Origin of the sequence: Pseudomonas sp. GL-RE-26 (assembly GCF_019956275.1) — a bacterium.
Taxonomy (GTDB): Bacteria; Pseudomonadota; Gammaproteobacteria; order Pseudomonadales; family Pseudomonadaceae; genus Aquipseudomonas; species Aquipseudomonas grandcourensis.
Genome location: NZ_JAHBDI010000055.1, coordinates 156,650 through 182,411 on the forward strand (window position 1 = coordinate 156,650; position 25,762 = coordinate 182,411).

General features: G+C 61.5%; 22 protein-coding genes. 8 read left to right on the forward strand and 14 right to left on the reverse strand.

Translation table 11 applies throughout. The annotated features are described in order from the left end of the window. Positions 1-37 precede the first annotated feature (37 nt). The 5 genes from lnt to miaB form a co-directional block, all read right to left on the reverse strand. Positions 38-1,561 (reverse strand): apolipoprotein N-acyltransferase, encoded by a 1,524-nt coding sequence (gene lnt, locus KGB07_RS24840; RefSeq protein WP_046041695.1) that lies wholly within the window; start codon positions 1,559-1,561, stop codon positions 38-40. Between the two features lie 8 nt (positions 1,562-1,569). Next, complete coding sequence (locus KGB07_RS24845) at positions 1,570-2,409, reverse strand: HlyC/CorC family transporter (RefSeq protein ID WP_027924283.1); 840 nt, start codon at positions 2,407-2,409, stop codon at positions 1,570-1,572. Between the two features lie 5 nt (positions 2,410-2,414). Further along, positions 2,415-2,909: an rRNA maturation RNase YbeY gene (ybeY, locus tag KGB07_RS24850; protein ID WP_046041696.1), complete on the reverse strand. Its 495-nt coding sequence runs from the start codon at positions 2,907-2,909 to the stop codon at positions 2,415-2,417. After that, a complete protein-coding gene (locus tag KGB07_RS24855) occupies positions 2,902-3,909 on the reverse strand; it encodes a PhoH family protein (RefSeq protein ID WP_046041697.1) in 1,008 nt (335 codons plus the stop codon). Before KGB07_RS24855 ends, ybeY begins: the two co-directional genes overlap by 8 nt. A gap of 215 nt (positions 3,910-4,124) precedes the next feature. Continuing rightward, complete coding sequence (miaB, locus tag KGB07_RS24860; RefSeq protein WP_046041698.1) at positions 4,125-5,453, reverse strand: tRNA (N6-isopentenyl adenosine(37)-C2)-methylthiotransferase MiaB; 1,329 nt, start codon at positions 5,451-5,453, stop codon at positions 4,125-4,127. A 136-nt stretch (positions 5,454-5,589) separates the two neighbouring features. On the opposite strand from miaB, the gene KGB07_RS24865 reads away from it, so the two are divergent. Continuing rightward, complete coding sequence (locus KGB07_RS24865) at positions 5,590-5,919, forward strand: DUF1820 family protein (RefSeq protein WP_008052403.1); 330 nt, start codon at positions 5,590-5,592, stop codon at positions 5,917-5,919. A 183-nt stretch (positions 5,920-6,102) separates the two neighbouring features. Here KGB07_RS24865 and KGB07_RS24870 read toward each other — a convergent pair whose 3' ends face one another. From KGB07_RS24870 to KGB07_RS24885, 4 genes are all read right to left on the reverse strand, one after another. After that, the gene (locus KGB07_RS24870) at positions 6,103-6,657 is read right to left on the reverse strand and encodes a tetratricopeptide repeat protein (protein WP_046041699.1); all 555 of its coding nucleotides are present in this window, start codon (positions 6,655-6,657) and stop codon (positions 6,103-6,105) included. Between the two features lie 224 nt (positions 6,658-6,881). Continuing rightward, positions 6,882-8,165 carry a glutamate-1-semialdehyde 2,1-aminomutase gene (hemL, locus tag KGB07_RS24875; protein ID WP_223466807.1) on the reverse strand — a complete coding sequence of 428 codons (1,284 nt, stop codon included), beginning with the start codon at positions 8,163-8,165 and terminating at the stop codon, positions 6,882-6,884. Between the two features lie 28 nt (positions 8,166-8,193). After that, a complete protein-coding gene (gene thiE, locus KGB07_RS24880; protein WP_046041701.1) occupies positions 8,194-8,817 on the reverse strand; it encodes a thiamine phosphate synthase in 624 nt (207 codons plus the stop codon). Positions 8,818-8,847: 30 nt separating this feature from the next. Next, on the reverse strand, positions 8,848-9,645 hold the full coding sequence (locus tag KGB07_RS24885; protein WP_046041702.1) for a hydroxymethylpyrimidine/phosphomethylpyrimidine kinase: 798 nt from the start codon (positions 9,643-9,645) through the stop codon (positions 8,848-8,850). Positions 9,646-10,028: 383 nt separating this feature from the next. Between KGB07_RS24885 and KGB07_RS24890 the strand changes: the two genes are divergently transcribed. From KGB07_RS24890 to KGB07_RS24905, 4 genes are all read left to right on the forward strand, one after another. Continuing rightward, on the forward strand, positions 10,029-12,413 hold the full coding sequence (locus KGB07_RS24890) for a hybrid sensor histidine kinase/response regulator (RefSeq protein ID WP_223466808.1): 2,385 nt from the start codon (positions 10,029-10,031) through the stop codon (positions 12,411-12,413). A 74-nt stretch (positions 12,414-12,487) separates the two neighbouring features. Continuing rightward, positions 12,488-14,143 (forward strand): acyl-CoA dehydrogenase family protein, encoded by a 1,656-nt coding sequence (locus KGB07_RS24895; protein ID WP_223466810.1) that lies wholly within the window; start codon positions 12,488-12,490, stop codon positions 14,141-14,143. Positions 14,144-14,318: 175 nt separating this feature from the next. Beyond that, positions 14,319-15,818, forward strand: coding sequence for an AMP nucleosidase (gene amn, locus KGB07_RS24900; RefSeq protein WP_185754805.1), 1,500 nt, complete (start codon positions 14,319-14,321; stop codon positions 15,816-15,818). 71 nt (positions 15,819-15,889) lie between these two features. Further along, the gene (locus tag KGB07_RS24905; RefSeq protein WP_046041705.1) at positions 15,890-16,525 is read left to right on the forward strand and encodes a pseudouridine synthase; all 636 of its coding nucleotides are present in this window, start codon (positions 15,890-15,892) and stop codon (positions 16,523-16,525) included. Here the strand turns inward: KGB07_RS24905 and KGB07_RS24910 are convergent. Beyond that, positions 16,520-16,729, reverse strand: coding sequence for a DUF2788 domain-containing protein (locus KGB07_RS24910; protein ID WP_007937369.1), 210 nt, complete (start codon positions 16,727-16,729; stop codon positions 16,520-16,522). The genes KGB07_RS24905 and KGB07_RS24910 overlap by 6 nt on opposite strands. A gap of 254 nt (positions 16,730-16,983) precedes the next feature. Continuing rightward, a complete protein-coding gene (locus KGB07_RS24915) occupies positions 16,984-17,463 on the reverse strand; it encodes an Lrp/AsnC family transcriptional regulator (RefSeq protein ID WP_007937367.1) in 480 nt (159 codons plus the stop codon). Positions 17,464-17,900: 437 nt separating this feature from the next. Between KGB07_RS24915 and KGB07_RS24920 the strand changes: the two genes are divergently transcribed. Then, positions 17,901-18,947: a DUF6515 family protein gene (locus KGB07_RS24920; RefSeq protein ID WP_046041707.1), complete on the forward strand. Its 1,047-nt coding sequence runs from the start codon at positions 17,901-17,903 to the stop codon at positions 18,945-18,947. 60 nt (positions 18,948-19,007) lie between these two features. Here the strand turns inward: KGB07_RS24920 and KGB07_RS24925 are convergent, their stop codons facing one another. Together KGB07_RS24925 and KGB07_RS24930 are read right to left on the reverse strand one after the other, a co-directional pair. Continuing rightward, positions 19,008-19,901 (reverse strand): cation diffusion facilitator family transporter, encoded by an 894-nt coding sequence (locus KGB07_RS24925; RefSeq protein WP_046041708.1) that lies wholly within the window; start codon positions 19,899-19,901, stop codon positions 19,008-19,010. 41 nt (positions 19,902-19,942) lie between these two features. Then, complete coding sequence (locus KGB07_RS24930) at positions 19,943-20,362, reverse strand: hypothetical protein (RefSeq protein WP_046041709.1); 420 nt, start codon at positions 20,360-20,362, stop codon at positions 19,943-19,945. 109 nt (positions 20,363-20,471) lie between these two features. On the opposite strand from KGB07_RS24930, the gene hrpB reads away from it, so the two are divergent. Beyond that, a complete protein-coding gene (gene hrpB, locus KGB07_RS24935) occupies positions 20,472-22,988 on the forward strand; it encodes an ATP-dependent helicase HrpB (protein WP_223466812.1) in 2,517 nt (838 codons plus the stop codon). 132 nt (positions 22,989-23,120) lie between these two features. Here hrpB and KGB07_RS24940 read toward each other — a convergent pair whose 3' ends face one another. Further along, positions 23,121-24,041, reverse strand: coding sequence for a LysR family transcriptional regulator (locus tag KGB07_RS24940; protein ID WP_223466814.1), 921 nt, complete (start codon positions 24,039-24,041; stop codon positions 23,121-23,123). 226 nt (positions 24,042-24,267) lie between these two features. Here KGB07_RS24940 and KGB07_RS24945 point away from each other — a divergent pair, with 226 nt between their 5' ends. After that, a complete protein-coding gene (locus KGB07_RS24945; RefSeq protein WP_223466816.1) occupies positions 24,268-25,758 on the forward strand; it encodes an aldehyde dehydrogenase in 1,491 nt (496 codons plus the stop codon). The last annotated feature ends 4 nt before the right edge of the window (positions 25,759-25,762 follow it).

Sequence of the window (25,762 nt, forward strand, 5' to 3'; positions counted from 1 at the left end):
TGTGGCGAGGGAGCAAGCTCCCTCGCCACAAATGATTTCAGACAGTCTTGGCCATCCGGCTCGCAATCAACGCCCAGCCAAACAACAACACGCAGAGAATGAGCAATGGCCATGAACGCCATTCCAGATACGGCGTGAGGTTGTGCATCGGCACCACTTCGCCATACAGGATGCCGCGTTCGAACTGCGGGATCTGATCGGTAATCTGACCGAACGGGTTGATCAGGCCGGATACGCCGTTGTTGGTGGCGCGGATCATCCAGCGGCCGGCCTCCAGCGCACGCATCTGCGCCATCTGCAGGTGTTGCAGCGGGCCGATGGAGGTGCCGAACCAGGTGTCGTTGCTGATGGTCAGCAACAGGTCGCTGCGGGCGGCAAGGCTGGCGGCGAATTCCGGGTAAACCACTTCATAACAGATGAACGGCGCGATCTGATAACCCTTGGCTTGCAGCAGCGGCTGGTCGGCCGGTCCGCGGGCAAAGTCCGACATCGGCAGGTCGAAGAAGGCGATCAGTCCGCGCAGCACATCCTCCAGCGGAACATATTCACCAAACGGCACCAGTTTTTGCTTGAGGTAATTGCCGTCGCCTTCGCCGACAACGGTGATGCCGTTGAAGAAGCGCTTCTCGTGGCGGACCTCCATGCGGACCGGGACGCCGGTAATCAGCGCCGATTTACGCTCGGCCGCGAAGCTGCCCATCATGTTCAGGTAGCCCTCGGCGGACTCCTTGAGCACCGGGATCGCCGTTTCCGGCCAGATGAGAAGGTCGGCTCGCCTGGAGCTGAAACTCATGTCGCGGTACAACGCCAGTTGCGCGTTGAGCTGCGCCGGGTCCCACTTCATGCTTTGTTCGATGTTGCCCTGAATGGCCGCGACGCTCAGTGGCGGGCCCGACGGGCTGGTCCAGGCATGATGTTTGAGGGCCATGCCGAGCAGCCATGGACCGACCAGCAGCAATGCACCGGCAGCGATGAAGCCTTTGTGCCCCGTGCGAACCAGGCGCAAGCCGTTGTAGATCAACGCAGCTGTCAGGGCCAGGGTGAAGGAAATCAGCCACATCCCGCCGATGGGGGCGAGCCCGGCCAGCGGGCCGTCGAGCTGGCTGTACCCGGAATACAGCCATGGGAAACCTGTCAGGAACCAGCCGCGGAAGGCTTCCTGGCCGACCCACAGCGCCGCGAAGGCCAAGGCGTCGGCCAGCGGCGCCTCATTTCGGCGCAGCCAGCGCGCCCAGATCCAGGCGGGCAGGGCAAAGAACCAGGCAATCGCCGCCGTGAAGAGCAGCATCAGGAAACCGGCCAGCAATACCGAAGCGCCACCGAAATGGTGAATGCTGTAGTAGATCCAGCTGGTGCCGGCACCGAACAGGCCGAAACCGAAACACCAGCCGCGACCCAGTGCCTGACGTGGGCTCAGCTCGCGCAGGCCGGCATAGAACAGGCCGACGGCGAGCAGTGCCAGTGGCCAGATATCGAACGGCGCCAGGGCCAGTGTGGTGATTGCACCGGCCGCCACGGCCAGCAGGTTACCGGGCCAGCCGGGGCGGGTTGTCCAGCGCATTTCAATCCTTAGCGAGCAATGGGCGTCAGGCGAAGCAAGTGAATCCGACGGCTGTCGGCGTTCAGGATGCGGAAACGGTACGGGCCGATTTCGGTGATTTCGTTACGTTTTGGCAAATGCCCGAACGCGCTCATCACCAGGCCGCCAACGGTGTCGAATTCATCGTCGGAGAATTCGCTGTCGAAAAACTCGTTGAAGTTCTCGATCGGCGTCAGGGCCTTGATCAGGAAGTCACCGCTGGGTAGCGGCTTGATGTAGCTATCCTCTTCGACGTCGTGTTCGTCTTCAATGTCGCCGACGATCTGTTCCAGCACGTCTTCGATGGTCACCAAACCGGCCACGCCGCCGTACTCGTCGATGACGATGGCCATGTGGTTGTGGTTGGCGCGAAACTCGCGCAGCAGCACGTTAAGGCGCTTGGACTCCGGCACGAAGGTGGCCGGGCGCAGCAGGTCCTTGATGTTGAAGCTGTCGCCGTTCTCCTTGAGGATCAACGGCAGCAGGTCCTTGGCCAGCAACACGCCCATCACGTCATCGTGGCTTTCGCCGATCACCGGGTAGCGGGAGTGGGCCGAGTCGACCACGGCAGGCAGGAACTCGCGGGGTGTCTGGGTCGCCTTGATGCTGACCATCTGCGAGCGCGGGACCATGATGTCCCGGACCTGCAAGTCAGCCACCTGGATGGCGCCTTCGACGATGGCCAGCGCTTCGCTGTCCAGCAGTTTGTTCTGGTGTGCATCGCGCAGCAGCTCAAGCAGCTCCTGGCGGTTTTTCGGCTCGTGGGCAAAAGCCTGGGTGAGCTTACCCAGCCATGACTTCTGCCCGTTGCTCGATCGATCTTCGCTCATAGCGATTACTCTGAATCCTTTGTTGTTTCGGTAGGGGATGCATCTGCTTCGTCGTCCGCGTACGGATCGGGAAAGCCCAGCTCTGCAAGCAACGTTCGTTCCAGTGCTTCCATTTCTTCGGCTTCCTCGTCATCAATATGGTCGTAACCAAGCAGATGCAAGCAGCCGTGAATCACCAGGTGTGCCCAATGGGCCTTGAGTTCCTTGCCCTGTTCAGCGGCTTCGCGCTCGACCACGGCCACGCAGATCACCAGATCGCCCAGCAGCGGGATGTCGAGAAACTCATCCGGCACATCGGCCGGGAATGACAAGACGTTAGTTGCGTAATCCTTTTGCCGCCAGGTGTGGTTCAGCTCGCGTCCTTCGGCTTCGTCGACCAGACGAATGGTCATCTCCGAATCGGCGGTACGCTGGCGCAAAGCCAGTTCGCACCACTGGCGGAACTCGGCTTCGCTGGGGGCGTTGGCTTCGGTGGCGATTTGCAGGTCAAGCTCAAGCATCGCGGCGGCTATCCTTGGCGGCGGCATCATCGGCCGCTTTGTTTTCGAAGCGCTCGTAGGCTTCGACGATGCGCTGCACCAGCGGATGGCGCACGACGTCCTTGGGCTGGAAGTGGGTGAAGCTGATCCCCGGCACATCCTTGAGCACTTCAATTACGTGGTGCAGGCCGGACTTGGTGCCGCGTGGCAGGTCGACCTGGGTGATGTCCCCGGTGATGACGGCCGTGGAGCCGAAGCCGATTCGGGTCAGGAACATCTTCATTTGCTCGACCGTGGTGTTCTGGCTTTCGTCGAGAATGATGAAGCTGTTGTTCAGCGTACGGCCGCGCATGTAGGCCAGCGGCGCGACTTCGATCACCTGGCGCTCGATCAGCTTGGCGACGTATTCGAAGCCGAGCATTTCGTAGAGCGCGTCGTAGAGTGGGCGCAGGTACGGGTCGATTTTTTGCGAAAGGTCGCCGGGCAGGAAGCCGAGTTTTTCACCCGCTTCGACCGCCGGACGAACCAGCAGGATGCGGCGAATCTGCTCGCGCTCCAGTGCATCCACTGCGCAGGCCACGGCCAGGTAGGTCTTGCCGGTACCGGCCGGGCCGATGCCGAAGTTGATATCGTTACCGAGGATTTCCTTCACGTAGCGCAGCTGATTCAAGCCACGGGGGCGAATCATGCCTTTCTTGGTGCGCAGGGCCACGGACGGTTCGGCGGGGGAGTGGTTGTCCAGCTGCTCGACGGCCGATTCCTGCAGGAACAGGTGCACCATGTCCGGCGACAGCTCCGTACCCTTGGTTTCCCGGTACAGGCGGCGCAGGAGGTTTTCCGCGGAGGTGGTGTGTTTGGGTTCGCCGATCAGCTCGAACTGGTTTCCGCGATTGCGGATCTCGATGGTCAGGCGCTGTTCGATCAAGCGCAGATGCTCGTCGAATTGCCCGCACAGATTGGCGAAGCGACGAGCTTCAAAAGGCTCGAGGATGAAACGATGTGGTTCTATGGGTGCGTTCAAGGTCGTATTTAGCCGCCCTGGGGCAATAGTGATGAATCAAGGATAGCGCCAGTGGGCTGGGTGCGAAAGCTCTTAAATATTGCAATCCGATCCCTGTGTCCGGCGTGGCCCCTGTGGGAGCGAGCTTGCTCGCGATGACGGCCTTACATTCAACAAGTGAGTTGTCTGGCCTGACGCTATCGCGAGCAAGCTCGCTCCCACAGGGATCTTCGGTGTTACTGAATTAGCGAACCCCGCAGCGAGTGCGGTTGTGCTGCATCGATGTGCACATCCGCGAACTGGCCGATCAGGGTCGGATTGTCGCAGCGGAAGTTGACGATACGATTATTCTCGGTCCGGCCCTGCAGCTCGCCCGGGTCCTTTTTCGAGTAATCGGTCACCAGGATCCGCTGGATCGAGCCGACCATTTGTCGGCTGATCTCGAAACCTTGCTGGTTCAAGCGATGTTGCAGCGCGTTCAGGCGTTCTTTTTTCAACTCTTCCGGGGTGTCATCGGCCAAGTCGGCGGCCGGTGTGCCCGGGCGCTGGCTGTAGACGAACGAGTAGGAAAAGTCGAAACCCACGTCGGCAATCAGCTTCATGGTTTGTTCGAAATCTTTCTCGGTCTCGCCCGGGAAACCGACAATAAAGTCCGAACTGATGCAGATTCCGGGCACGGCGGCGCGCAGTTTGCGTAGCTTGGATTTGTATTCCAGCGCTGTGTGGTTGCGTTTCATCGCCGCGAGGATGCGGTCCGAGCCCGATTGCACCGGCAAGTGCAGGTGCTTGACCAGTTCCGGCACATCGGCGTGGGCCTGGATCAGGCTGTCGGAAAATTCCAACGGGTGCGACGTGGTGTAGCGGATGCGGTCGATGCCGTCGACCGCGGCGACTACGCGGATAAGCTCGGCCAGGTCGGCCAGGCGCCCATCATGAGTAGTCCCACGATAGCCGTTGACGTTCTGCCCCAACAGCGTCACTTCGCGTACGCCGTTTTCGGCCAAGTGAATGATCTCGGCAAGCACGTCGTCGAACGGCCGGCTGACCTCTTCGCCGCGGGTGTAGGGCACCACGCAGAACGTGCAGTACTTGCTGCAACCTTCCATCACCGACACGTAAGCGCTAGGGCCGTCGATGCGGGGCTCGGGCAAATGGTCGAACTTTTCGATTTCCGGGAACGAGACGTCGACTTGCGGCAGCTTGCTGATGCGTGCGGCGTCAATCATTTCCGGCAGGCGGTGCAGGGTCTGCGGGCCGAAGACCACGTCGACATAGGGGGCGCGATCACGGATGGCTGCGCCCTCCTGGCTGGCCACGCAACCGCCGACGGCGATCACCATGTCCGGGTTGGCCAGTTTCAGTTCGCGCCAGCGACCGAGCTGGGAGTAGACGCGATCCTGTGCACGTTCGCGGATCGAGCAGGTATTGAGCAGGATCACGTCGGCGTCTTCAGCGCGGGCGGTGACTTCCAGGGCCTGATGTTCGCCCAGCAGATCGACCATGCGCGAGCTGTCGTACTCGTTCATCTGGCAACCGTGGGTTTCGATGTAAAGCTTCTTGGCCATGGAATAGAGTCATCACGTGATTCAAAGAACCGCGCATTATAGGGAACATGCACCCAGGTTCCTACCGCTGCGCGTCCGATGGCTATGCTATAGTTCGCGCCCTCATTTTTATCCCCCGATGTGTTGCTCGCCTGCCATGACCAAACGTGAAGCTCCAATCTACAAGGTGATTTTCCTCAACCAGGGCCAGGTGTTCGAAATGTACGCCAAGCAGATCTATCAAAGTGATCTGTGGGGCTTTCTGGAAGTGGAAGAGTTCGTCTTTGGCGAGCGCACGCAAGTGGTCGTCGATCCGAGCGAAGAAAAGCTCAAGGCTCAGTTCGAAGGCGTGGTGCGCAGTTTTGTGCCGATGCATTCGATCGTGCGCATCGACGAAGTCGAGCGTATGGGAACACCGAAAATCAGCGAAGCCCGTGGCGCGGTCGGCAATGTCATGCCGTTTCCGATGCCGATGCCTGAGAAGTAAGCAGCTAGGGCTAGAGAGGCTTGTTGTGGCGAGGGAGCTTGCTCCCGCTCGGCTGCGAAGCAGTCGCAAGACCGAAATGCGCGGTGTGCCAGGCAGAGTGTGATTGCAGGATTTAGGGCCGCTTCGCGCCCCAGCGGGAGCAAGCTCCCTCGCCACAACAAGCCACCCCGCAGTCAGAAGTGCTCAGGGCAGTGGTGCGAAAGGCGTACGCCCGTCAGCGCTCTGCAATTCCATCAAATATTTACGGAAGATTTGCCCGAGCACCTGGGTCGCAAGCTCCAGTTCTTCGCGGGGCATCTTTTCGGTGACTTCGTCGGCGGTGTCCAGTGCGTCTTCGGCGCCGTTGACCGCCGCCATCTTCAGCAGGATGTACGCCTGAACGTTATTGGCCGGCACGCCTTCGCCGTGGAAGAACATGGTGCCGAGTTTGAATTGTGCCTGGGCGTGCCCTTGCAGCGAGGCTTTTTCGAAATAGCTCAGGGCTTGGTTGAGGTCGCGCGGGGCGTTTTTGCCTTCGTAGTAGAACTCACCCAACTCGTATTGCGCTTGCGCATCCCCTTCTTCCGACGCTTTCTGGCAGGCGGCGAGCGCCTGTTCCAGGTCTTGCGGCTGGGTATTGAGGGTGCAGCGACCCATCGCTGGGATTAACAACGAGTTGCCGCCTGCTTGTGCGTGCGCGAGCAGGGGCTGAAGAAGCAACAGGCAGCCCAGTGCAAGGGTGCGGCCGGTGCGGTTCATGGGAATCGACTTACCTCTGAAGGGCGCGCGGACCCATCGAGGGATCCAATAAGCGCGCATTATGAAATAAGCAGGGCCAACCTTACAAAGTCTTTACTCGTTTTTCTGCTGCGCGGGAAATTTATCGCCCACTTTGCGGGGGATTATCAGCAGATGAGCAGGAAAAAACCTGGGAATGCAGGCGAAAGCTGACGCTGGCAAGGGCCAGCGTCAGCATTTGAGCGCTACTTCAAGGCCGCGAAGGCGCGCTCGGCGGCGTCCAGGGTCAGCTTCCGTTCAGCTTCGCCGTGGGCGATCGAAGTGAAACCGGCTTCGAATGCGCTCGGTGCCAGGTACACGCCACCTTCAAGCATCAGGTGGAAGAAACGACCGAATAGGGCTGCGTCGCTGGCCATGACGTCATCGAAGGTGACGATGTTGTCGGCACCGCTGAAGTACAGGCCGAACATGCCGCCGGCCTGGGTGGTCACGAACGGAATGCCGGCCGCATCGGCGCGCTGTTGCAGGCCGTCGAGCAGGCGAGTGGTGTAGTCGGTCAGCTCGGCGTGGAAGCCCGGACGGCTGATCAGGCGCAGGGTGGTCAGGCCAGCGGCCATCGCCAGCGGGTTACCGGACAGCGTACCTGCCTGGTAGACCGGACCCAGCGGGGCGATGCGCTGCATGATTTCACGCTTGCCGCCGAAGCAGCCGACCGGCATGCCGCCACCGATGATTTTGCCGAAGGTGGTCAGGTCCGGCGTCACGCCGTAGTACGCCTGGGCGCCGCCGAGGGCGACACGGAAACCGGTCATCACTTCGTCGAAAATCAGCACCACGCCATGCTTGTCGCACAGGGTCCGCAGGCCTTCGAGGAAACCCGGTGCCGGCGGCACGCAGTTCATATTGCCGGCCACTGGCTCGACGATGATGCAGGCCACGTCCTGGCCGACTTCGGCGAGCATGGTTTCTACCGCGTCGATGTCGTTGAACGGCAGGGTCAGGGTGTGTTTGGCGAATGCTGCCGGTACACCGGCCGAGCTCGGTACGCCCTGGGTCAGTGCACCGGAGCCGGCCTTGACCAGCAGGCTGTCGGAGTGACCGTGGTAGCAGCCTTCGAACTTGATGATGCTGTCGCGACCGGTGAAACCACGGGCCAGGCGAATGGCGCTCATGGTCGCTTCGGTGCCGGAGCTGACCATGCGCACCATTTCCATTGACGGCACCAGAGAGCAGACCAGGTCGGCCATCTGGGTTTCCATCTCGGTCGGGGCGCCGTAGGACAGACCGTGCTCAAGCTGCTTGCGCACCGCGTCCAGTACGTCCGGGTGGCTGTGGCCGAGAATCATCGGACCCCAGGAACCGACGTAATCCACATAGCGCTTGTCATCTTCGTCGGTGACGTAGGCGCCTTCGGCGTGTTTGAAGAACAGCGGCGTGCCGCCGACACTCTTGAACGCGCGAACCGGCGAGTTCACGCCACCGGGAATGTGTTTCTGGGCATTGGCAAACAGCGTTTCGGAACGAGACATGATCGGGCTCTCAAATCAGATTTAAAGCTTAAATAGAAAACAATTCGTTGAAGGCGCGGGCGCGGCGGGTCACCTCAGCCGTGCTCTCGGCACCGAACAGGCCATGCACCACCGCCAGCAGATCGACGCCATGGGCCACCAACGGGGCGGCGTTATCCAGGGTGATGCCGCCGATCGCGCAGATCGGCAAGTGCAACTGCTTGCGGGCCTGGTCGAGCAGGTCGAGGCTGCAGGTCGGGGCGCCGGGTTTGGTGTTCGAATTGAAGAAGCGGCCGAAGGCGACGTAGCTGGCGCCTTCCCTGGCGGCCTGTTCGGCCAGTTCGAGCTGCGCGTGGCAGGTCGAGCCGATGATCGCCTGGCGCCCGAGCAGTGCACGGGCCGGAGTCAGTGGGCCGTCGGTCTGGCCCAGGTGCACGCCTACATTCAGGCGCGCCGCCAACTCGGCGTCATCGTTGATGATCAGATGCGTCTTGTAGCGTTCGCACAGCTCGCGCAAGGCTTCGGCCTCACGCAGGCGGCGGGCCTCGTCGCTGCTTTTGTCGCGGTATTGCAGCAAGGTGACGCCGCCTTCCAGCGCCGCCTCCACGTACTTGAGCAACTTACCGTCCAGCAAATGGCTGTCGGTAATGGCGTACAGGCCACGTAGTTTCATCGGACAAGCCTCACCGCATACAAATAGAAGTTACGAACAGAAATCCAGCGGCAAGCGGCGCGGCACGAACTGGCCTTTGCCCAGTTGCTCGGCATCACGCAGTGTGCGCCACGTGTAGTTAAGCGCGGTCTGCACGGCGCTGGCGAGGTTTTCGCCATGGGCCAGACGACCGGCCAGGGCACTGGCCAGGGTGCAACCGGAACCGTGATAACTGCCCGGCAAACGCTGGCAAGTATAGGTTTCGCGCAGACCATCGCGGCTGTACAGGCGATTGTGGATTTCGGTTTCGTCGCCATGGCCGCCGGTGATCAGCAGGTGTTTGACGAACGGCAAGAGTTTTTCAGCGCACTCGTCCGCGGTGCCTTCGGGCAGTTCGGCGAGGATGCGGGCTTCGGGAAGGTTGGGGGTCGCAATGATCGATAGGGGCAGCAGGCGTTCGCGCATGGCGTAGCCGACCTCGTCCTTGCCCAGGCGTCCGCCGCCGCCGGCGCGCAGTACCGGGTCGCAGACCACCGGCAAATGCGGATGCGCCGAAAGCAGTTCGACCACGGTGTCGACCATTTCCAGGGAACCGAGCATGCCCAGTTTGACCGCCGCGACTTCGGAGTCGTTGAGCACGGCATTGGCCTGGGCCAGTACCCACTCACGGTCCAGAACGCGGAAGTCCGTGACATTGACGGTGTCTTGCACGGTCAGGGCGGTGACGGCCGGAGCCGCATGGCAACCCTGAGCGAGCAGGGCTTCGATATCTGCCTGCAAGCCGGCGCCACCACTTGGGTCGTGGCCGGAGAGACAGAGGACAACGGGGCGAGAGCTGTAGATATTCATGGTGCGCGAGCTTACCACCAAACATTCTTTTTCGGGTGCAGCGACACTCCATTGTGGCGAGGGAGCTTGCTCCCGCTGGGTCGCGAAGCGGCCCCAAAAAACCTTCACGTTCATTGCGTCGACTGGTTTTACGACTGCTTCGCAGCTGAACGGGGGCAAGCCCCCTTGCCACAGTGATTTTCCTGCCATTGATAATCGTTCAGAGGTATCGCTGAAACGCCCGTCCTAGAGCCTTTTCTGGAAAAATTTCAATGGTGTTTAATGGCCATCAACGGCTATGCTAGAGTGGATCCAAACCAATAACAGGTGATGCCGGTTTTACGTCTGCTCAAAAGGAATGGGGGGCTTCCTGACAGAACCGGACAGGCCACGCTGGGGCTTCAATGCGCTATTTGCTGATGTTGCTGTTATGTTTGCCCCTCCTGGCAAACGCCGTCGAGTTCGATGAGTTCACTCAAAGCCTCCCTTTGGGTCGTACCCTGCAGGTCTATGAGGATGCAGGTGGTCAGGCGACCATCGAGGATATCCGTGCGCAAGCGGCGGCCGGCAACTTCAAACCGCACCTCAAGGACACGCTCAACGCCGGGTACTCGCGTTCGGTGTTCTGGCTGAAAATCGACCTGCATTACCGTCCGGCCAATCCGGCGGCGCAAAGGACCTGGCTGCTGGAACTGGCCTATCCACCCCTTGATCATCTCGATCTCTATTTGCCCGATGCGGCCGGCAACTATCAGTTGGTCAGGCAGACCGGCGATGCCTTGCCCTTCGCTAGCCGCGAGATTCGTCAGAACAACTATCTGTTCGACCTGACGTTCAAGCCGGATCAGGCCGAAACCGTATTCATGCGCTTGCAAAGCGAAGGTTCGATCCAGGCGCCGCTCACCTTGTGGTCTAGCACCGCCTACCTCGAAGAACAGCCCGTGCGCCTCTACGTATTGGGGCTGATCTATGGCGTGCTGCTGGGGATGCTGGTCTATAACCTGTTCATCTACCTCAGCGTGCGCGACACCAGTTACCTCTACTACATCTTCTATATCGCCTCGTTCGGCTTGTATCAGCTGTCGGTAAATGGTGCGGCCGTGCAGTATTTCTGGCCGGACAATCCATGGTGGGCCAACGCCGCGACGCCGTTTTTCATCGGTTGTGCGGGGCTGTTCGGCAGTCAGTTCGCCCGCAGTTTCCTGCAAATGGCTACCCACAGTCGCTGGCTCGACCGCCTGTTGCTGGTGCTGGTTGGCTTCGGTGCGCTGGTGGTCGGCCTGTCGTTGATGACCAGCTATGCCCTGGCCTTGCGCCTGGCCACGGCCCTGGCGCTGACATTCACCGTGGTGATTTTTGCCTCCGGGATCTTTGCCTGGCTGCGGGGCCTGCGGGTGGCGCGGTATTTCATCATTGCCTGGTCGGCGTTTTTGCTCGGTGGCATCGTCAATACGCTGATGGTGCTGGGATACCTGCCGAATGTGTTCCTGACCATGTACTCCAGCCAGATCGGCTCGGCCATCGAAGTGGCGTTGCTGTCCCTGGCACTGGCCGACCGCATCAACGCCATGCGCGAGCAACAGGCTCAAACCCTGTTCGACGCCAGCCAGAAGCTTGAAGTCCTCAACCAGCAACTGGCCCGCAGTAACAAGCTCAAGGACGAGTTCCTTGCCACTCTGACCCACGAATTGCGCACGCCCATGAACGGTGTGATCGGTTCGCTGGAGCTGATGCAGACGGTCGATATGGACCCGGAGCTCGAGCAGTACCAGCAGACGGCTTCGGGGTCGGCGCGGGACATGATGCGCATGGTCAACGGCATCCTCACCCTCACCGAATTGCAGGCCGGCAAACTCAAGGCCTCGGCCGACACCTTCAGCTTGCGTGGCGTGGTCGAGGCACTGCGCACGCAGTTCGAGGGCAACGCATCGAGCAAGTCGCTGGACTTCAAGGTCGATGTCGCGCCAGGTGTGCCGGATCGTTTGCACGGCGACAACGTCAAGATCGCGCAGTGCCTGGAATGCCTGCTGGATAACGCCATCAAGTTCACCAAGGTCGGCGGCCTGGCCCTGCGAGTGACCGGCAAGACCATCGAGCCCGACCGGCTGGCCTTGAACTTTGCGGTGATCGACACGGGCATTGGTTTCACCGATTTGGGGGAGGCCACGATGTATCAACGGTTCTTCCAGCTCGATGGCTCAATGACTCGTGAATACGGTGGCCTGGGGGTTGGCCTGGCGATTTGCCGACAGTTGGTCGAATTGCTCGGTGGACGCCTGACTCATCGCTCCGAGCCAGGACGCGGCAGCCGATTTCAGCTGGATGTGGAAGTCGGGTTGCCGGTGGTAGAGCGTCCGGTGGTGCCATTGATGACCCGGGACTTTCCGCGCCTGCGCTTGCCTCAGGATTGTGCCGTGCTGTTGGTGGATGACAACGGCATCAGCCAGTTGGTGATGCGCGGCATGTTGCTCAAGCTGGGCTTTCGCGTACGTACGGCCGACAGCGTCGATGCCGCGCTCGATCTCTTGCAGCACGAAGTGTTTGACGCGGTGCTGGTCGATTGTCAGTTGCCGCTGCTGGACGGTGAGTCGGTGTGCTGCCAAATCCGCGCGTTACCCGGTTATGCCGAACTGCCATTGTTCTTGATCGCCCTGGGCGGTGACCGTGAGCGCTGCCCGACCGGCGCGGTGATTGATCATTTGAACAAACCGGTGAAATTCGAAGACTTGCAGGCCGCGCTCTATCGCCGCGTGCTTTGTTCACAGCAGGGCGAAAGCGCCGGCAGTTAGGCGGATATGACACTTTGATCGGCCGAGGGGCGGTGCTTAACTGAAGTTCCTTGGCCGACCAAAGGAGCCCTGTCATGAACCTGCATCAGTTCGCCGAAACCCACGAAGTCACCAACCAGCCACCGTCACTGGACGGCGCCAACCTGTACCGCATCGACTTGCCGTTGCAGGAGTGGTCGCGGCGGTTCGGGGCCGGTTGGGCCGAATCGCGGATCGACGCCTATGGCGCGCTGGCCGGTGGCCCGTTGATGGAAGCGGGGTTCCTGGCCAATCAGAACAAGCCGGTGTTCAACAGCCATGACCGGTTTGGTCATCGCATCGACCTGGTGGAATTTCACCCGGCCTATCACCAATTGATGCGCACGGCGGTCGAGTACGGCCTGACCTCGCTGCCCTGGGCGCACCCGCAGGACGGCGCCCATGTCGCCCGCGCTAGCATGTCGTACCTGCACAGCCAGGCCGAAGCCGGCAGTGGCTGCCCTCTGACCATGACTTTCGCCAGCGTTCCGGCCATGCGCCTGCAACCGGACCTGGCGGAAAAGTGGCTGCCGAAAATCCTCGCCACCGAATACGACCCGCGCAACGTCGGTATGGCCCACAAGGCCGGGGTTACCATCGGCATGGCCATGACCGAGAAGCAGGGCGGCACCGATGTGCGGGCCAATACCACCAAGGCCTATCCGGTCGGTGCCAGCGGTCCGGGCCAGGCCTATGAACTGGTCGGGCACAAGTGGTTTTGCTCGGCGCCGATGTGCGACGCCTTCCTGACCTTGGCGCAGACCGACAAGGGCCTGACCTGTTTCCTGTTGCCGCGCCATCGTCCGGACGACACGCGCAATCAGTTCTATATCCAGCGCCTGAAGAACAAGCTCGGCAATTGCTCCAACGCTTCCAGCGAAGTGGAGTTCCGTGGCGCACTGGCGTGGATGGTCGGTGAGGAGGGCCGTGGCGTTCCGACGATCATCGAGATGGTCGCCATGACCCGCTTCGATTGCATGGTCGGTTCCAGTTCGCTGATGCGCCAGGCGCTGACCCAGGCCAGCCATCACTGCGCTCACCGTTCCGTTGGCGGCAAGCTACTCAGCGAGCAGCCGTTGATGCAGAACGTGCTGGCGGATCTGGCCCTGGAAAGCGAAGCCGCCCTGGCCTTGAGCTTGCGAATGGGCCGGGCGCTGGATCATCTGGACGATTCGCAGGAAGCCAAATTCGCCCGGCTGGTGACGGCGGTGGGCAAGTACTGGATCTGCAAGCGGGCGCCGGCCATGATCAACGAAGCGGCCGAATGCATGGGTGGTGCGGGTTATGTCGAAGACAGCATCCTGCCGCGGCTTTACCGTGAGGCGCCGGTGAATTCTACGTGGGAAGGTTCCGGTAACGTGCAGTGCCTCGATGTGCTGCGTGCCCTGTCGAAAGAACCGGGTGTGCTCGATGCGCTGTTCAGCGAGTTGGGCGATGGCCATGGCCATGGCGACAAGCGTCTGGCGGCGCACATCAGCCAGTTACAGGCGGCCTTCAAGGACACCAGCGATATTCAGTATCGCGCGCGGCAATTGACCGAAGGCATTGCCCTGGGGTTGCAGGCGAAGTTGTTGCTGGAAGCCGGGAATGCGGTGGTCAGTGATGCGTTTATTGCCAGTCGTCTGGATGGCTGCGGCCGAGTGTACGGCGCATTGCCACGCGGCCTGGATGTGGAAGCGATTGTCGCCCGCTCGACTCCACAAGGCTTCTGATCACGAGTGACCCGGCACCGCAAACCCCTGTGGGAGCGAGCTTGCTCGCGATGACGGATTAACATTCAACAGTGATGTTGACTGATACGCCGCTATCGCGAGCAAGCTCGCTCCCACAGTTGTTCTCTGTACATAGTCAAAGCCACTGTTCCCGTGAAGCGACGATGCAGGCAAGATGAAGGTCTGCAAGTCAGAACACAGGATGCTGATCGTGACCGAAGCTTTTATTGTCGTTCAAACCGCCGAGCAAGCCGTGGATCGGCTTGCACTCTTGCACAATCGTGCAACCACCGCGCTGAGCCAGGCGCTCAAGCGTTACCTCAAGGATCGCGTCGAGCCCGATGCCGAACAGCGCGCGATGTTCCGCTATCCCGAATTGCGCCTGACCTACCGCTGCCAGGGCGAAGTCCCGCAGACCACTCGCGCTTACGCCAAGGTTCAGTTGCCGGGCACCTACAGTGTCACCGTTACCCATCCGTCGGCTTTCCGTAAATACCTGCTGGAACAGCTCGTTCCGTTGATGCACGACTTCACCGTGACCGTGGAAGTCGGTGTCAGCCAGCAGAACATCCCGTACCCGTATGTGGTCGAGCAGGGAGATGAGCTGGCGGGTTCCGGCGTCACCGCCGCGGTGCTGGCGCGGGTGTTCCCGAGCACTGACCTGTCGGCGGCGACCGACGGCATTGCCGACGGTTTGTACGATTGGGAAAACACCGATCCGCTGCCACTGGCGCTGTTCGATGCTGCCCGGGTGGATTTCTCCCTGCGCCGACTGGTGCATTACACCGGCAGCGACTGGCGACATGTGCAGCCGTGGATTCTGCTGACCAACTATCACCGCTACGTCGACCAGTTCATCGTCCATGGCCTGGAACAACTGCGCAAAGACCCGCGTTTCGTGCGCATGGTGCTGCCGGGCAATGTGATCATCGACAAGAGCATGGACCACGGCGAAGCCTCGGCGATTGCTGCCGGTGTGGTCTGGCACCGCTACCAGATGCCGGCCTATCACCTGATCGCCAGTGACGGCCACGGCGTGACTCTGGTCAACATCGGTGTCGGCCCGTCCAACGCCAAGAACATCACCGACCACTTGGCCGTGCTGCGTCCGCACTGCTGGCTGATGATCGGTCACTGCGGTGGCCTGCGTCAGTCGCAGACCATTGGCGATTACGTGCTGGCCCACGCCTACATGCGTCGCGACGGGATTCTCGACCGGGTGGTGCCGCCGAACATTCCGATTCCGGCGTTGGCCGAAGTGCAACTCGCGCTTCAGCAAGCGGCGGCCAACGTCACCGGCGAGAAGGGCGACGAACTGAAGAAACGCCTGCGTACCGGCACCGTGCTGACCTACGACGACCGTAACTGGGAGCTGCGTTGGGCGCAGGAACGGCCACTGATCAACCTGTCCCGTGCCGTGGCTGTGGACATGGAAAGCGGCACCATCGCCGCCCAGGGGTATCGCTTGCGGGTGCCGTACGGCACGTTGCTGTGCGTCTCGGACAAGCCGCTGCACAGCGAAATCAAGCTGCCGGGCTCGGCCAACGCTTTCTATGAGCGCGCGGTCAGCCAGCACCTGAAGATCGGTATCGAGGCGGTGGACCTATTGCGCACCGAACTCAACTCGTTGCACTCGCGCAAACTGCGCAGTTTCGACGAGCCGCCGTTCCGCTAACAGTTGTCATGGTCATTTGGCGGTCAGGGCACTAGCATTAGCAGCCCTGATCGCTAGATGCTCACGTCGCCATGTCCCGTCCTCAACGCCCCGTTTCCCGCCGCCCTGGCGCGAAACCCTCTCCTGCAGCCCCGCGTCGTGTCGCCAAGGCACCGCCGTCCGAGCCGAAACTGATCCTGTTCAACAAACCTTTCGATGTGCTGACGCAATTCAGCGACGGGGAAGGGCGTGCAACGCTCAAGGATTACATCGATGTACCGGGAATCTATCCGGCCGGACGGCTGGACCGCGACAGCGAAGGCTTGTTGCTGCTGACCAACGACGGTCAGCTTCAGGCGCGGATCGCCGACCCGAAACACAAGCTGGCCAAGACCTATTGGGTACAGGTCGAGGGCGAGCCGGACGCCGAGCAGTTGCAGCGCTTGCGTGATGGCGTCGAGTTGAATGACGGCATGACCTTGCCCGCCGAGGCGCGGCAACTGGACGAGCCCGAACTGTGGCCGCGCAATCCGCCGGTGCGCTTTCGCAAAAGCGTGCCGACCAGCTGGCTGGAGTTGGTGATTCGCGAAGGGCGCAACCGGCAGGTGCGACGCATGACCGCGGCGGTCGGGTTGCCGACCTTGCGTCTGGTGCGAGTCAGGATCGGTGACTGGACGATCGAAGGGCTCGATCAGGGCCAGTGGAAGGAAGTGCCGGCGCGCTTATAACGTGCCGGATTCGATCAGGCCGATCACCACGCTCTTGATCACGAACGCCGCCACGCCAAGGCCCAGCACGAAGAACAGAATGAATGAGCCAAAGCGCCCGGCCTTGGACTTCTTCGCCAGATCCCAGACGATGAAACCCATGAAAATGATCAGGATGCTGACCAGACCGGTCATCATCCACTCTTCGAAAACGGCAGGATCCATCGAACATCTCCAGCGCGGGCTTGGCTAAAAGGGCGCGGGGAGTATACGCCTGCGCGGGTTCGCGCTGTATTGACCTGCGTCGGTGTGTCGCACCTGTGGCGAGGGGGCTTGCCCCCGTTCGGCTGCGAAGCAGTCGCAAACGCAGAAAATACGGTGTGTCAGATACAACCTGCATGCTGATTTCAGGGCTGCTTCGCACCCCAACGGGGGCAAGCCCCCTCGCCACAAAAACAGTTGGTGCCCCGCAATCTCGATCAGCTACGCAGATGAGTCAACGGCAACTCAGTGCTGTTGAGCACCTGATTCAGCACAAAACTCGACCGTACGCTGGTCACGCCTTCAATCCGCGTCAGATGCCCCAGCAGCAGTTTCTGGTAGTGGTCCATGTCCGGCACCACGACCTTGAGTTGATAGTCGGCATCCATCCCGGTCACCAGGCTGCATTCGAGCACTTGGGGCAGGGTGCGGATGGCCGCTTCGAAATTCTCGAAACGCTCCGGCGTGTGGCGGTCCATGCCGATCAGCACGTAAGCGGTCAGGCTCAGGCCGAGCATCTTGCGGTCGAGCAGGGCGACTTGGCGGGAAATGTAGCCGTCGTCTTCCAGTTGCTTCACCCGCCGCGAGCACGGCGAAGGCGACAGGCCGATGCGCTCGGCCAGCTCCTGGTTGGAGATGCGTGCGTCGCGCTGCAGTTCCGCCAGAATACTCAGGTCGTAACGGTCGAGTTTGCTCATCAAACGGTCCTTTGTCGTAACTATTGCGAAGGATTATGTATCCGGGGTTAAAAATTGCGCAAGTGATGTTTAATTCGGCAATCTTCGCAATCCTCTGCCGGCGCTCCCGGCCTATTCTTATCACCAGAATCACTGCTCGGACAAACAGTCCAGTGCGGCTCGCCGAATCAGGCCCGCCGCGGTCGCCACCCCCACCGGGGATGTGCCGACCCCCGAGCTACACACTGTCCAGAAGACGGCGTGAGGTGAGCCGACGCCACAAGTGTCGAGCCAGGACGAAGTTCTCTAAGGGGAGGCCGACGGGTCTCCCCTTTTTCTTGTGCGGAATTTGCCCCCCGACCCTCAATAAATAAGTTGCGTGACTGATAACCTGTCGCAGAACCGGCCACTGCTTTCTCAGTCTTACGTACAGGCCCTTATCCGTAATGAGGAAAAGCATGAAATCGCGCATCTGGCGTTTGGCCGGTGTTGGTTTGCTGTGTGTCAGTGTCACTGCGCAAACGATGGCCGATGAGCCGCAAAACCGTGGTCATGATGGCGAGCAACACGGCCAGGGTGGGCATCAGGGCGATAACCAGGGCCATGGTGGCAGCAATCAGCCGCATCCGCAAAACGGCCAGCAGCAGAATCAGCCCCGGGCGCAGAGCAACGACAATCGCCAGTACGATCACAACGGCCAGAATCAGCATCAGGACAATGGCCAGTGGCAGAACCGTCCAGCGCCGGATTTCAACAGCCGGGTGCGCTCGCCGCCACCGCCGCCGCAGATGCCGGCCACTGACATGCCAATCCAGCCCCGGCCCGACACCGTGCGCCAGACCCAGCAGCCGCAGCGTGGCTACTATCAGGATCAGCCGCGTCGCAACGATTACAACCAGCACTGGAATGGCTACATAGGCGCACCGTCCTATGACAATCATGGGCAGGGGCGCCCGAATGGCCATGGTAGCGGCTGGGGGCCAGGCCCCAGGTATCGCCCCGGCCAGGTGATCGACCGCTTCCCCGAGCGCAACTTCCGCGTGCCTTACCGTGGCATGGATTACTACTATTCCGGTGGCTACTGGTATCGCCCGCTGGGCCCCCGTTATGAGGTGGTAGAGCCACCGCGCGGGATTCGCGTCAGATACCTGCCCGATTACGCCCAGCAAGTGTGGATCGGCGGGGCATTGCTGTTCCTCGCTGCCGGTTCGTATTACGCCTATCAGGAAAACACTCAGGACTACGTTGTGGTCGAGCCGCCGGTTGGCCAGTCGCAACCGCAACCACCCGCCGGCAGCAATGGTTATGACGTGGAGGCCTATCCAGCCAACGGTCAGTCGCCGGAGCAGGTCAGTCGGGACGGTTACGAGTGTTATCAATACGCGGTGCAGCAGAGTGGTTTCGATCCACGAACCGCCACCTACCAGCCAGACCCGTCGGTGGTGCAAGCCTACCGACAGGCCCAGGGCAACTGCCTGAGCAGTCGCGGTTATCAGGTTCAGTAGCAGCTACAAGCTACAAGCTACAAGCTACAAGCTACAAGCGGCAAGCTTCAAACTTGCAGCTTAAAGCTTGGAGCTTGAAGCTGCTTTTACAGGATCGGCGTGCACCAGCACTTCGGCTCGCGGGTAGGCGGTGTGAATGGCTGCTGCGGCCTGATCGCTGATGCCATGGGCAACGGATAACGTCAGCTCCCCCGGCAGCTCCAGATGCAACTGCACAAACCACTGGTTGCCGGAGATCCGCGTGCGCAGGTCATGGGCACCCAGCACGCCGGGGACGCTGCACGCCAATTCCAGCATGTGCTGGCTGACCTCCGGCGGCAGTTCTTCATCCATCAACACCGCAAAGCTCTCACGGGCGATCTGCACTGCGCTCCACAGAATGTAGGCGGCGATTCCCAGACCAAACCAGGCGTCGACCTGAAACCAGCCAAACCCGGCCAGTACCAGCGCCAGCAGAATGCTGCCGTTGAGCAGCAGGTCCGAACGGTAGTGCAGCGAGTCGGCACGCACGGCGTTGGAACCCGTGGCCTTGATCACCCGATGTTGCAGCGACAGCAAGGCCAAGGTCAGGACGAGGGAGAAGACAATCACGCCGATACTGATCCACGGCGCGCCGATCGGTTCGGGATGTTTGAGCCGTTCAAAGGCCTGCAACGCGATCAGTACCGCACTGCCGCCAATGAACAGCGCCTGGGCCATGCCCGCCAATGACTCGGCCTTGCCGTGCCCGTAGCGATGATCATTGTCGGCGGGGCGCAGGGCGTAATGCACCGCCAGCAGGTTGAGCAATGACGTGACGCCGTCGAGTGTCGAGTCGGTGAGCCCGGCGAGCATGCTCACCGAGCCGCTCAGCCACCAGGCGATGGCTTTGGCGACGATCAGGATGCACGCCACCGCCACCGAGGCACGGGTCGCCAGCCGCAGCAGGCGGGCGTGTTCGGAGCTGGAGGTCATGGAGGCCATCGTTCCTTGAAGAGTCCTTTAGCGCGCAGGGATTATGCGGCGGGTTGCAGGCCGAACATCGCCAGTTGCTGGGCACTGCCTTTGCTTTGGATCAGGCGTGGATCGTCCAGCGGGAAGCTGCGGCCCAGTTCACTTTCCAGAATAGTCTGCAACTTGTGGTTATCGACCTTGCCGTCGGGACCGATGGCGTCCTTGAGTTTTTGCGGGTCGACCTGGGCGGTCTTGCCCGGCTCGAAGTAAATCGCGCCGGTGGCGAAGTCCACGGCAAACGCAATCAGGCCGGGGATGATGTAGAACAGCAGGCCCACGGCGTCGAGCGCGGCGATGGCCGGGTCGATCTTGCCTTCGATCTGGCCACGGCGATCCGGGTAGAAGATCGAACCGCAGGCGGTCACTTGAGTCAGCAAGGTTGCGACCAGAACACCGCCAATCAGGCGAAAGGGAACATGCATATGAAATCTCCTGGGTAATCTCGAAACGAAACGTCGTCGGTATGAATTAGGACCGTGATTAACGCCACGCAGTTCGCCGTTATACTCGCCGCTCTGTTTTGGAGCCAGCATGATTTCTTTGCCGATCGATGAAGTTTTACCCGCCCTGCGTGAAGCCCTCGCTACGCGCCACGAAGCCGTGCTCGAAGCGCCGCCCGGCGCGGGTAAAACCACCCGGGTGCCTTTGGCCTTGCTCAACGAGCCGTGGCTGGCCGGGCAGACCATCCTGATGCTCGAACCCCGCCGGTTGGCCGCACGCGCAGCAGCGGAACGGCTGGCCAGTGAGCTGGGGGAGAAGGTGGGCGAAACCGTGGGCTATCGCATTCGGCTCGACAGCAAGGTCGGTCCCAACACCCGCATCGAAGTGGTCACCGAAGGCATCCTCACCCGGCGTTTGCAGGGTGACCCTGCGCTCGAGGGCGTGGGCCTGCTGATCTTCGATGAATTTCACGAACGCAGCCTCGACGCTGATCTGGCCTTGGCCCTGAGCCTTAATGGCAGGGAGCTGTTCCGGGACGATCAGCCGCTGAAAATCCTCTTGATGTCCGCCACGCTGGAAGGCGAACGCTTGGCCGGGCTGCTCGACGACGCGCCGATCCTGCGCAGCGAAGGGCGCATGTTCCCGGTGGTGATGCGCTGGGGCCGGCCGTTCCAGGCCGGAGAATTCATCGAGCCGCGTCTGGTGCAGACCATCCTCGAAGCCTTGAACGACGAGACCGGCAGCGTGCTGGTGTTCCTGCCGGGGCAGGCAGAAATCCGCCGCGTGCATCAGCAACTGGCCGAAGCCTTGGGCGAAAGCACTCAGGTTCTACTGTGCCCGTTGCACGGTGAACTGGACCTGGCCGCGCAACGTGCGGCCATCGATCCGGCTCCTGCGGGCAAACGCAAAGTGGTGCTGGCCACCAACATCGCCGAAACCAGTTTGACCATCAACGGAGTGCGGGTGGTGATCGATGCCGGGCTGGCGCGGGTACCGCGTTTCGACCCCGGCAGCGGCATGACCCGCCTCGACACCCAACGCATCTCCAAGGCCAGCGCCACCCAGCGCACGGGCCGGGCCGGGCGACTGGAACCGGGCGTGTGTTATCGCTTGTGGTCCCAGGACCAACACGAGCAACTGGCGGCCTATGGCAGTGCGGAAATCCTCTCGGCGGACCTCGCCGGGCTGGCCTTGCAGCTGGGACGTTGGGGCGTGACGCCCGGACAACTGGTGTGGCTCGACGTGCCGCCGGCCGCCGCTTATGCACAGGCTCAGGACCTGCTCGAACGCCTGGGGGCGCTGGAGGGTGAGGCACTGACCCGTCACGGCCAGGCCATGGCCGAACTGCCGGCGCATCCGCGCATCGCGCATTTGCTGTTGCGCGGCCAGGCGCTGGGTCTGGCGGACATGGCCTGTGATGTCGCGGCACTGCTCGGCGAGCGCGATATCTTGCGCGGCGCCGGGGCGGATCTGCACAGCCGACTAGTGCTGCTGTCTGGCGAAGAGCGCGCCGCACGCGGTGCCCAGGGCGGTGTGCAGCGCGCACGGCAACTGGCGCGGCAGTATCGTGGATACCTGCGCGGCAAAGCCTCGGAGCCGGTCAGCGATCCGGATCACCCGCGCTGGCTCGGTGCGTTGCTGGCACTGGCCTATCCCGACCGCGTCGCCCAGCAACGGCGGGCCGGTGGTGCGGAGTATCGCCTGGCCAACGGACGTGCCGCACTGTTTGCCGAGGCCGACAGCCTCATGAAGCAAGCGTGGCTGGTGATCGCTGATCTGGGCAGTCGCCAGGGCCAGCGTGAGGAGCGGATTTATCTGGCGACGGACTTCGATCCGGCGCTCTTCGACTCCGTGCTGGCCGAGCAGGTGCGCTGCGTCGACCAACTGGATTGGGATGAACGTGAAGGCGTGCTGCGGGCCGAGCGTCAGCGCAAGGTTGGCGAACTGATCCTCAGCCGCGAGCCACTGACCGGTCTCGACGAAACCGCCCGCAGCCAGGCGCTGGTGAACCTGGTGCGGCGCAAAGGCCTGGAACTGTTGCCGTGGACTCCGGAGCTGCGTCAGTGGCAGGCGCGGGTCGCCTTGTTGCGGCTACTGGATCTCGCCGGCAAGGGCGAGAGTGAGTGGCCGGATGTCAGCGACACGGCATTGCTCAAGAGTCTGGAGCACTGGCTGATGCCGTATCTGGGCAAGGTTTCGCGGCTCAGTCACTTTGCCAACCTGGACCTGTCGAGCATCGTCCATAACCTGCTGCCGTGGCCGCTGCCGCAGCGGCTGGACGAGCTGGCGCCGCATCATTTGAGCGTACCGTCGGGCTCTTCGATTCGTCTGGACTACAGCGAACAGCCGCCGATTCTGGCGGTGCGATTGCAGGAGTTGTTCGGTCTGGCCGAGACTCCGCGCATTGCCGGGGGCCGGCAGGTGGTCAAGCTGCATCTGTTGTCCCCGGCGCGCCGGCCGGTGCAGGTAACTCAGGACCTGGCCAACTTCTGGCGCAGCACCTATGCCGAGGTGAAGAAGGATTTGAAGGGGCGTTATCCGAAGCATTACTGGCCGGATGATCCTCTGGTGGCGGAGGCGACTGCGCGGATCAAACCGCGTAAATAATCGCCAAGGCAACACCCAACCTGTGGCGAGGGAGCTTGCTCCCGCTGGACTGCGTAGCAGGCCCTGCTTTTCAGGTGAAGAGTTGGGGCCGCTCCGCGACCCAGCGGGAGCAAGCTCCCTCGCCACAGGGGATCAGTGTGAGCTTTCGGATTTCGCCGTGAGTTGTTCGCGGCAGTAATCAGCAAACAACTGCGCCGGTTTGGTCAGCTGCCCACGCTTGAGCCATGCGGCCACCAACCCTGAACCGGTGACGTTTTCGGCGATGTCCACGCACACCACTTTCTGCCCGTCGTAGGTGCACTCCGAATGCGGCTTGGTCACCAGGATCGAGAACCCGAATCCCTGGCCGACCATGCCGCGCACCATCTCGATGGATGGCGAGCTGAAGGCGATGCGTGGGGTCAGGCCCAGCTCCTCGAACAGGCTGACGAAGTAGGTGCGGCTCGGCTGCACGTCCAGAAGAATCATAGGCTCCAGGCACAAATCCCGTAGCGACACCTGCGCCTGCTGGGCAAAGCGGTGATCCGCCGGCAGCAGCGCGTAAGGTCGTTGCGCCGGCATCAGCGGTTCGGTTTCGATGGTGCCGTCCAGATCGTGCTCGTAAAGGATCGCCAGATCGAAAGCGCCGGAGGTCAGGCCCTGCACCAGCTCTTGTTGCTCGCCGTCGCGGATGCGGATTTCCACTCCCGGGTACAGCGCCGAAAAACCGGCAATCAATTGCGGCAGGTACAGCGGCGCGACGGTTTCGAAACAGCCGATATCGATCTGCCCGGACACCACATCGTTGTCGGCCAGGGCGTTCTGTTCGAACTCCTTGGCCATGCGCAGCAGTTCCTGGGCCTTGCGGTAGAAGCGTGCACCGCTGGGGGTCAATGACACGCCCTGTGCATGGTGACGAATCAGCAGTTGCACGCCGAAACTGTCTTCCAGCCCTTTGATGGCCGTGGAGATCGAAGGCTGGGCGATGTATAGCTTGCGCGAGGCCTCGGCAACGCTGCCGCACTCGACGGTGGTGATGAAGTATTTCAGTTGACGCAGATTGTAGGCAGCCACAGCAAACCTCGGGGGAGAACGGATCAGGCATCCTGGCAATTTGCGCGCCACCCCTATCCGCTCGGGTAGCGATTTGTTGTGTTTGAACAATAACCACATGCTGCGCCAGAAGGGAGATTGGCTACGTAGTTTTTTCTTGGCCTGCGAACACATTTTTACTGGTTTTCCACCGCTCGGGCCTGAGCGACTATCCAATACACAAGAATGTCCTCTGGAGCATCTGAACGTGTTCGAGCTTGAGTATTGGCAACGCAAGGCCGCTTCCCTGCGGTTTCCCGACCAGGCCGTGATCGACGGCCAGCGCCGCGCGGCGCAATCGGGGCAGACTTTCGCCGCGATCAACCCTGCCACCGGGCAATGCCTGGCCAACGTTGCCGCCTGCGGCGAAGAAGATGTGAACGCGGCGGTGCACAATGCGCGGCAGGTCTTCGAGGCTGGCACCTGGGCTGCACGCTCGCCGACCGAACGCAAGCAAGTGCTGTTGCGCCTGGCCGACCTGATCCTCGAAAACCGTGAAGAGCTGGCGCTGCTCGATTCGCTGAACATGGGCAAGCCCGTCACCGATGCCTACAACATCGACGTGCCGGGTGCCGCTGGCGTGTTCCGCTGGTACGCCGAAAGCCTCGACAAACTCTACGATCAGGTCGCGCCGAGTGCGCAGAACGTGCTGGCAACCATTACTCGCGAAGCCTTGGGCGTAGTGGCTGCCGTGGTGCCGTGGAATTTCCCTCTGGACATGGCTGCGTGGAAACTCGCCCCGGCCCTGGCCGCCGGTAACTCGGTAATCCTCAAGCCGGCCGAGCAGTCGCCGTTTTCTGCCCTGCGACTGGCTGAGCTGGCGCTGGAGGCGGGGATTCCGCCAGGCGTACTCAACGTACTGCCGGGCCTCGGCGAGCAGACAGGCAAGGCTCTGGGCCTGCACCCGGACGTCGATTGCCTGGTGTTCACCGGCTCCACTGAAGTCGGCAAATATTTCATGCAGTACTCGGCCCAGTCGAACCTCAAGCAGGTGTGGCTGGAGTGCGGCGGCAAGAGCGCCAACCTGGTGTTTGCCGATTGTCAGGATCTGGATCTGGCGGCCGAGAAAGCCGCATTCGGCATCTTCTTCAATCAGGGCGAAGTTTGCTCGGCGAATTCGCGGTTACTGGTGCAGCGCTCGATTCATGACGAGTTCGTCGAACGCCTCAAGGCCCAGGCCGAACGCTGGTTGCCGGGCGATCCGCTGGACCCGTCGAGCGCCGCCGGGGCCATCGTCGACAGCCGTCAGACCGCGCGCATCATGAAGTTCATCCAGCAGGCCGAACTGCAAGGTGCGACCAAGGTTTGTGGCGGTCGGCAGTCGATCTTCAACGGCTCGGACAACTTCATCCAGCCGACGATTTTCACCGGCGTGACGCCGGACATGCCGCTGTTTCGCGATGAAGTGTTCGGCCCGGTGTTGGCGATCACGCCATTCGACGACGAGGCCCACGCCTTGCAACTGGCCAACGACAGCGTCTACGGTCTGGCGGCTTCGCTGTGGACCGACGACCTCAATCGCGCCCACCGTGTGGCGCGACAATTGCGGGCCGGTACGGTGTCGGTCAACTGCGTCGATGCGCTGGACGTGACCGTTCCTTTCGGCGGTGGCAAGCAGTCGGGTTTCGGCCGCGACCTGTCCCTGCATTCATTCGATAAATACACCCAGTTGAAGACCACCTGGTTTCAATTGCGCTGATAAC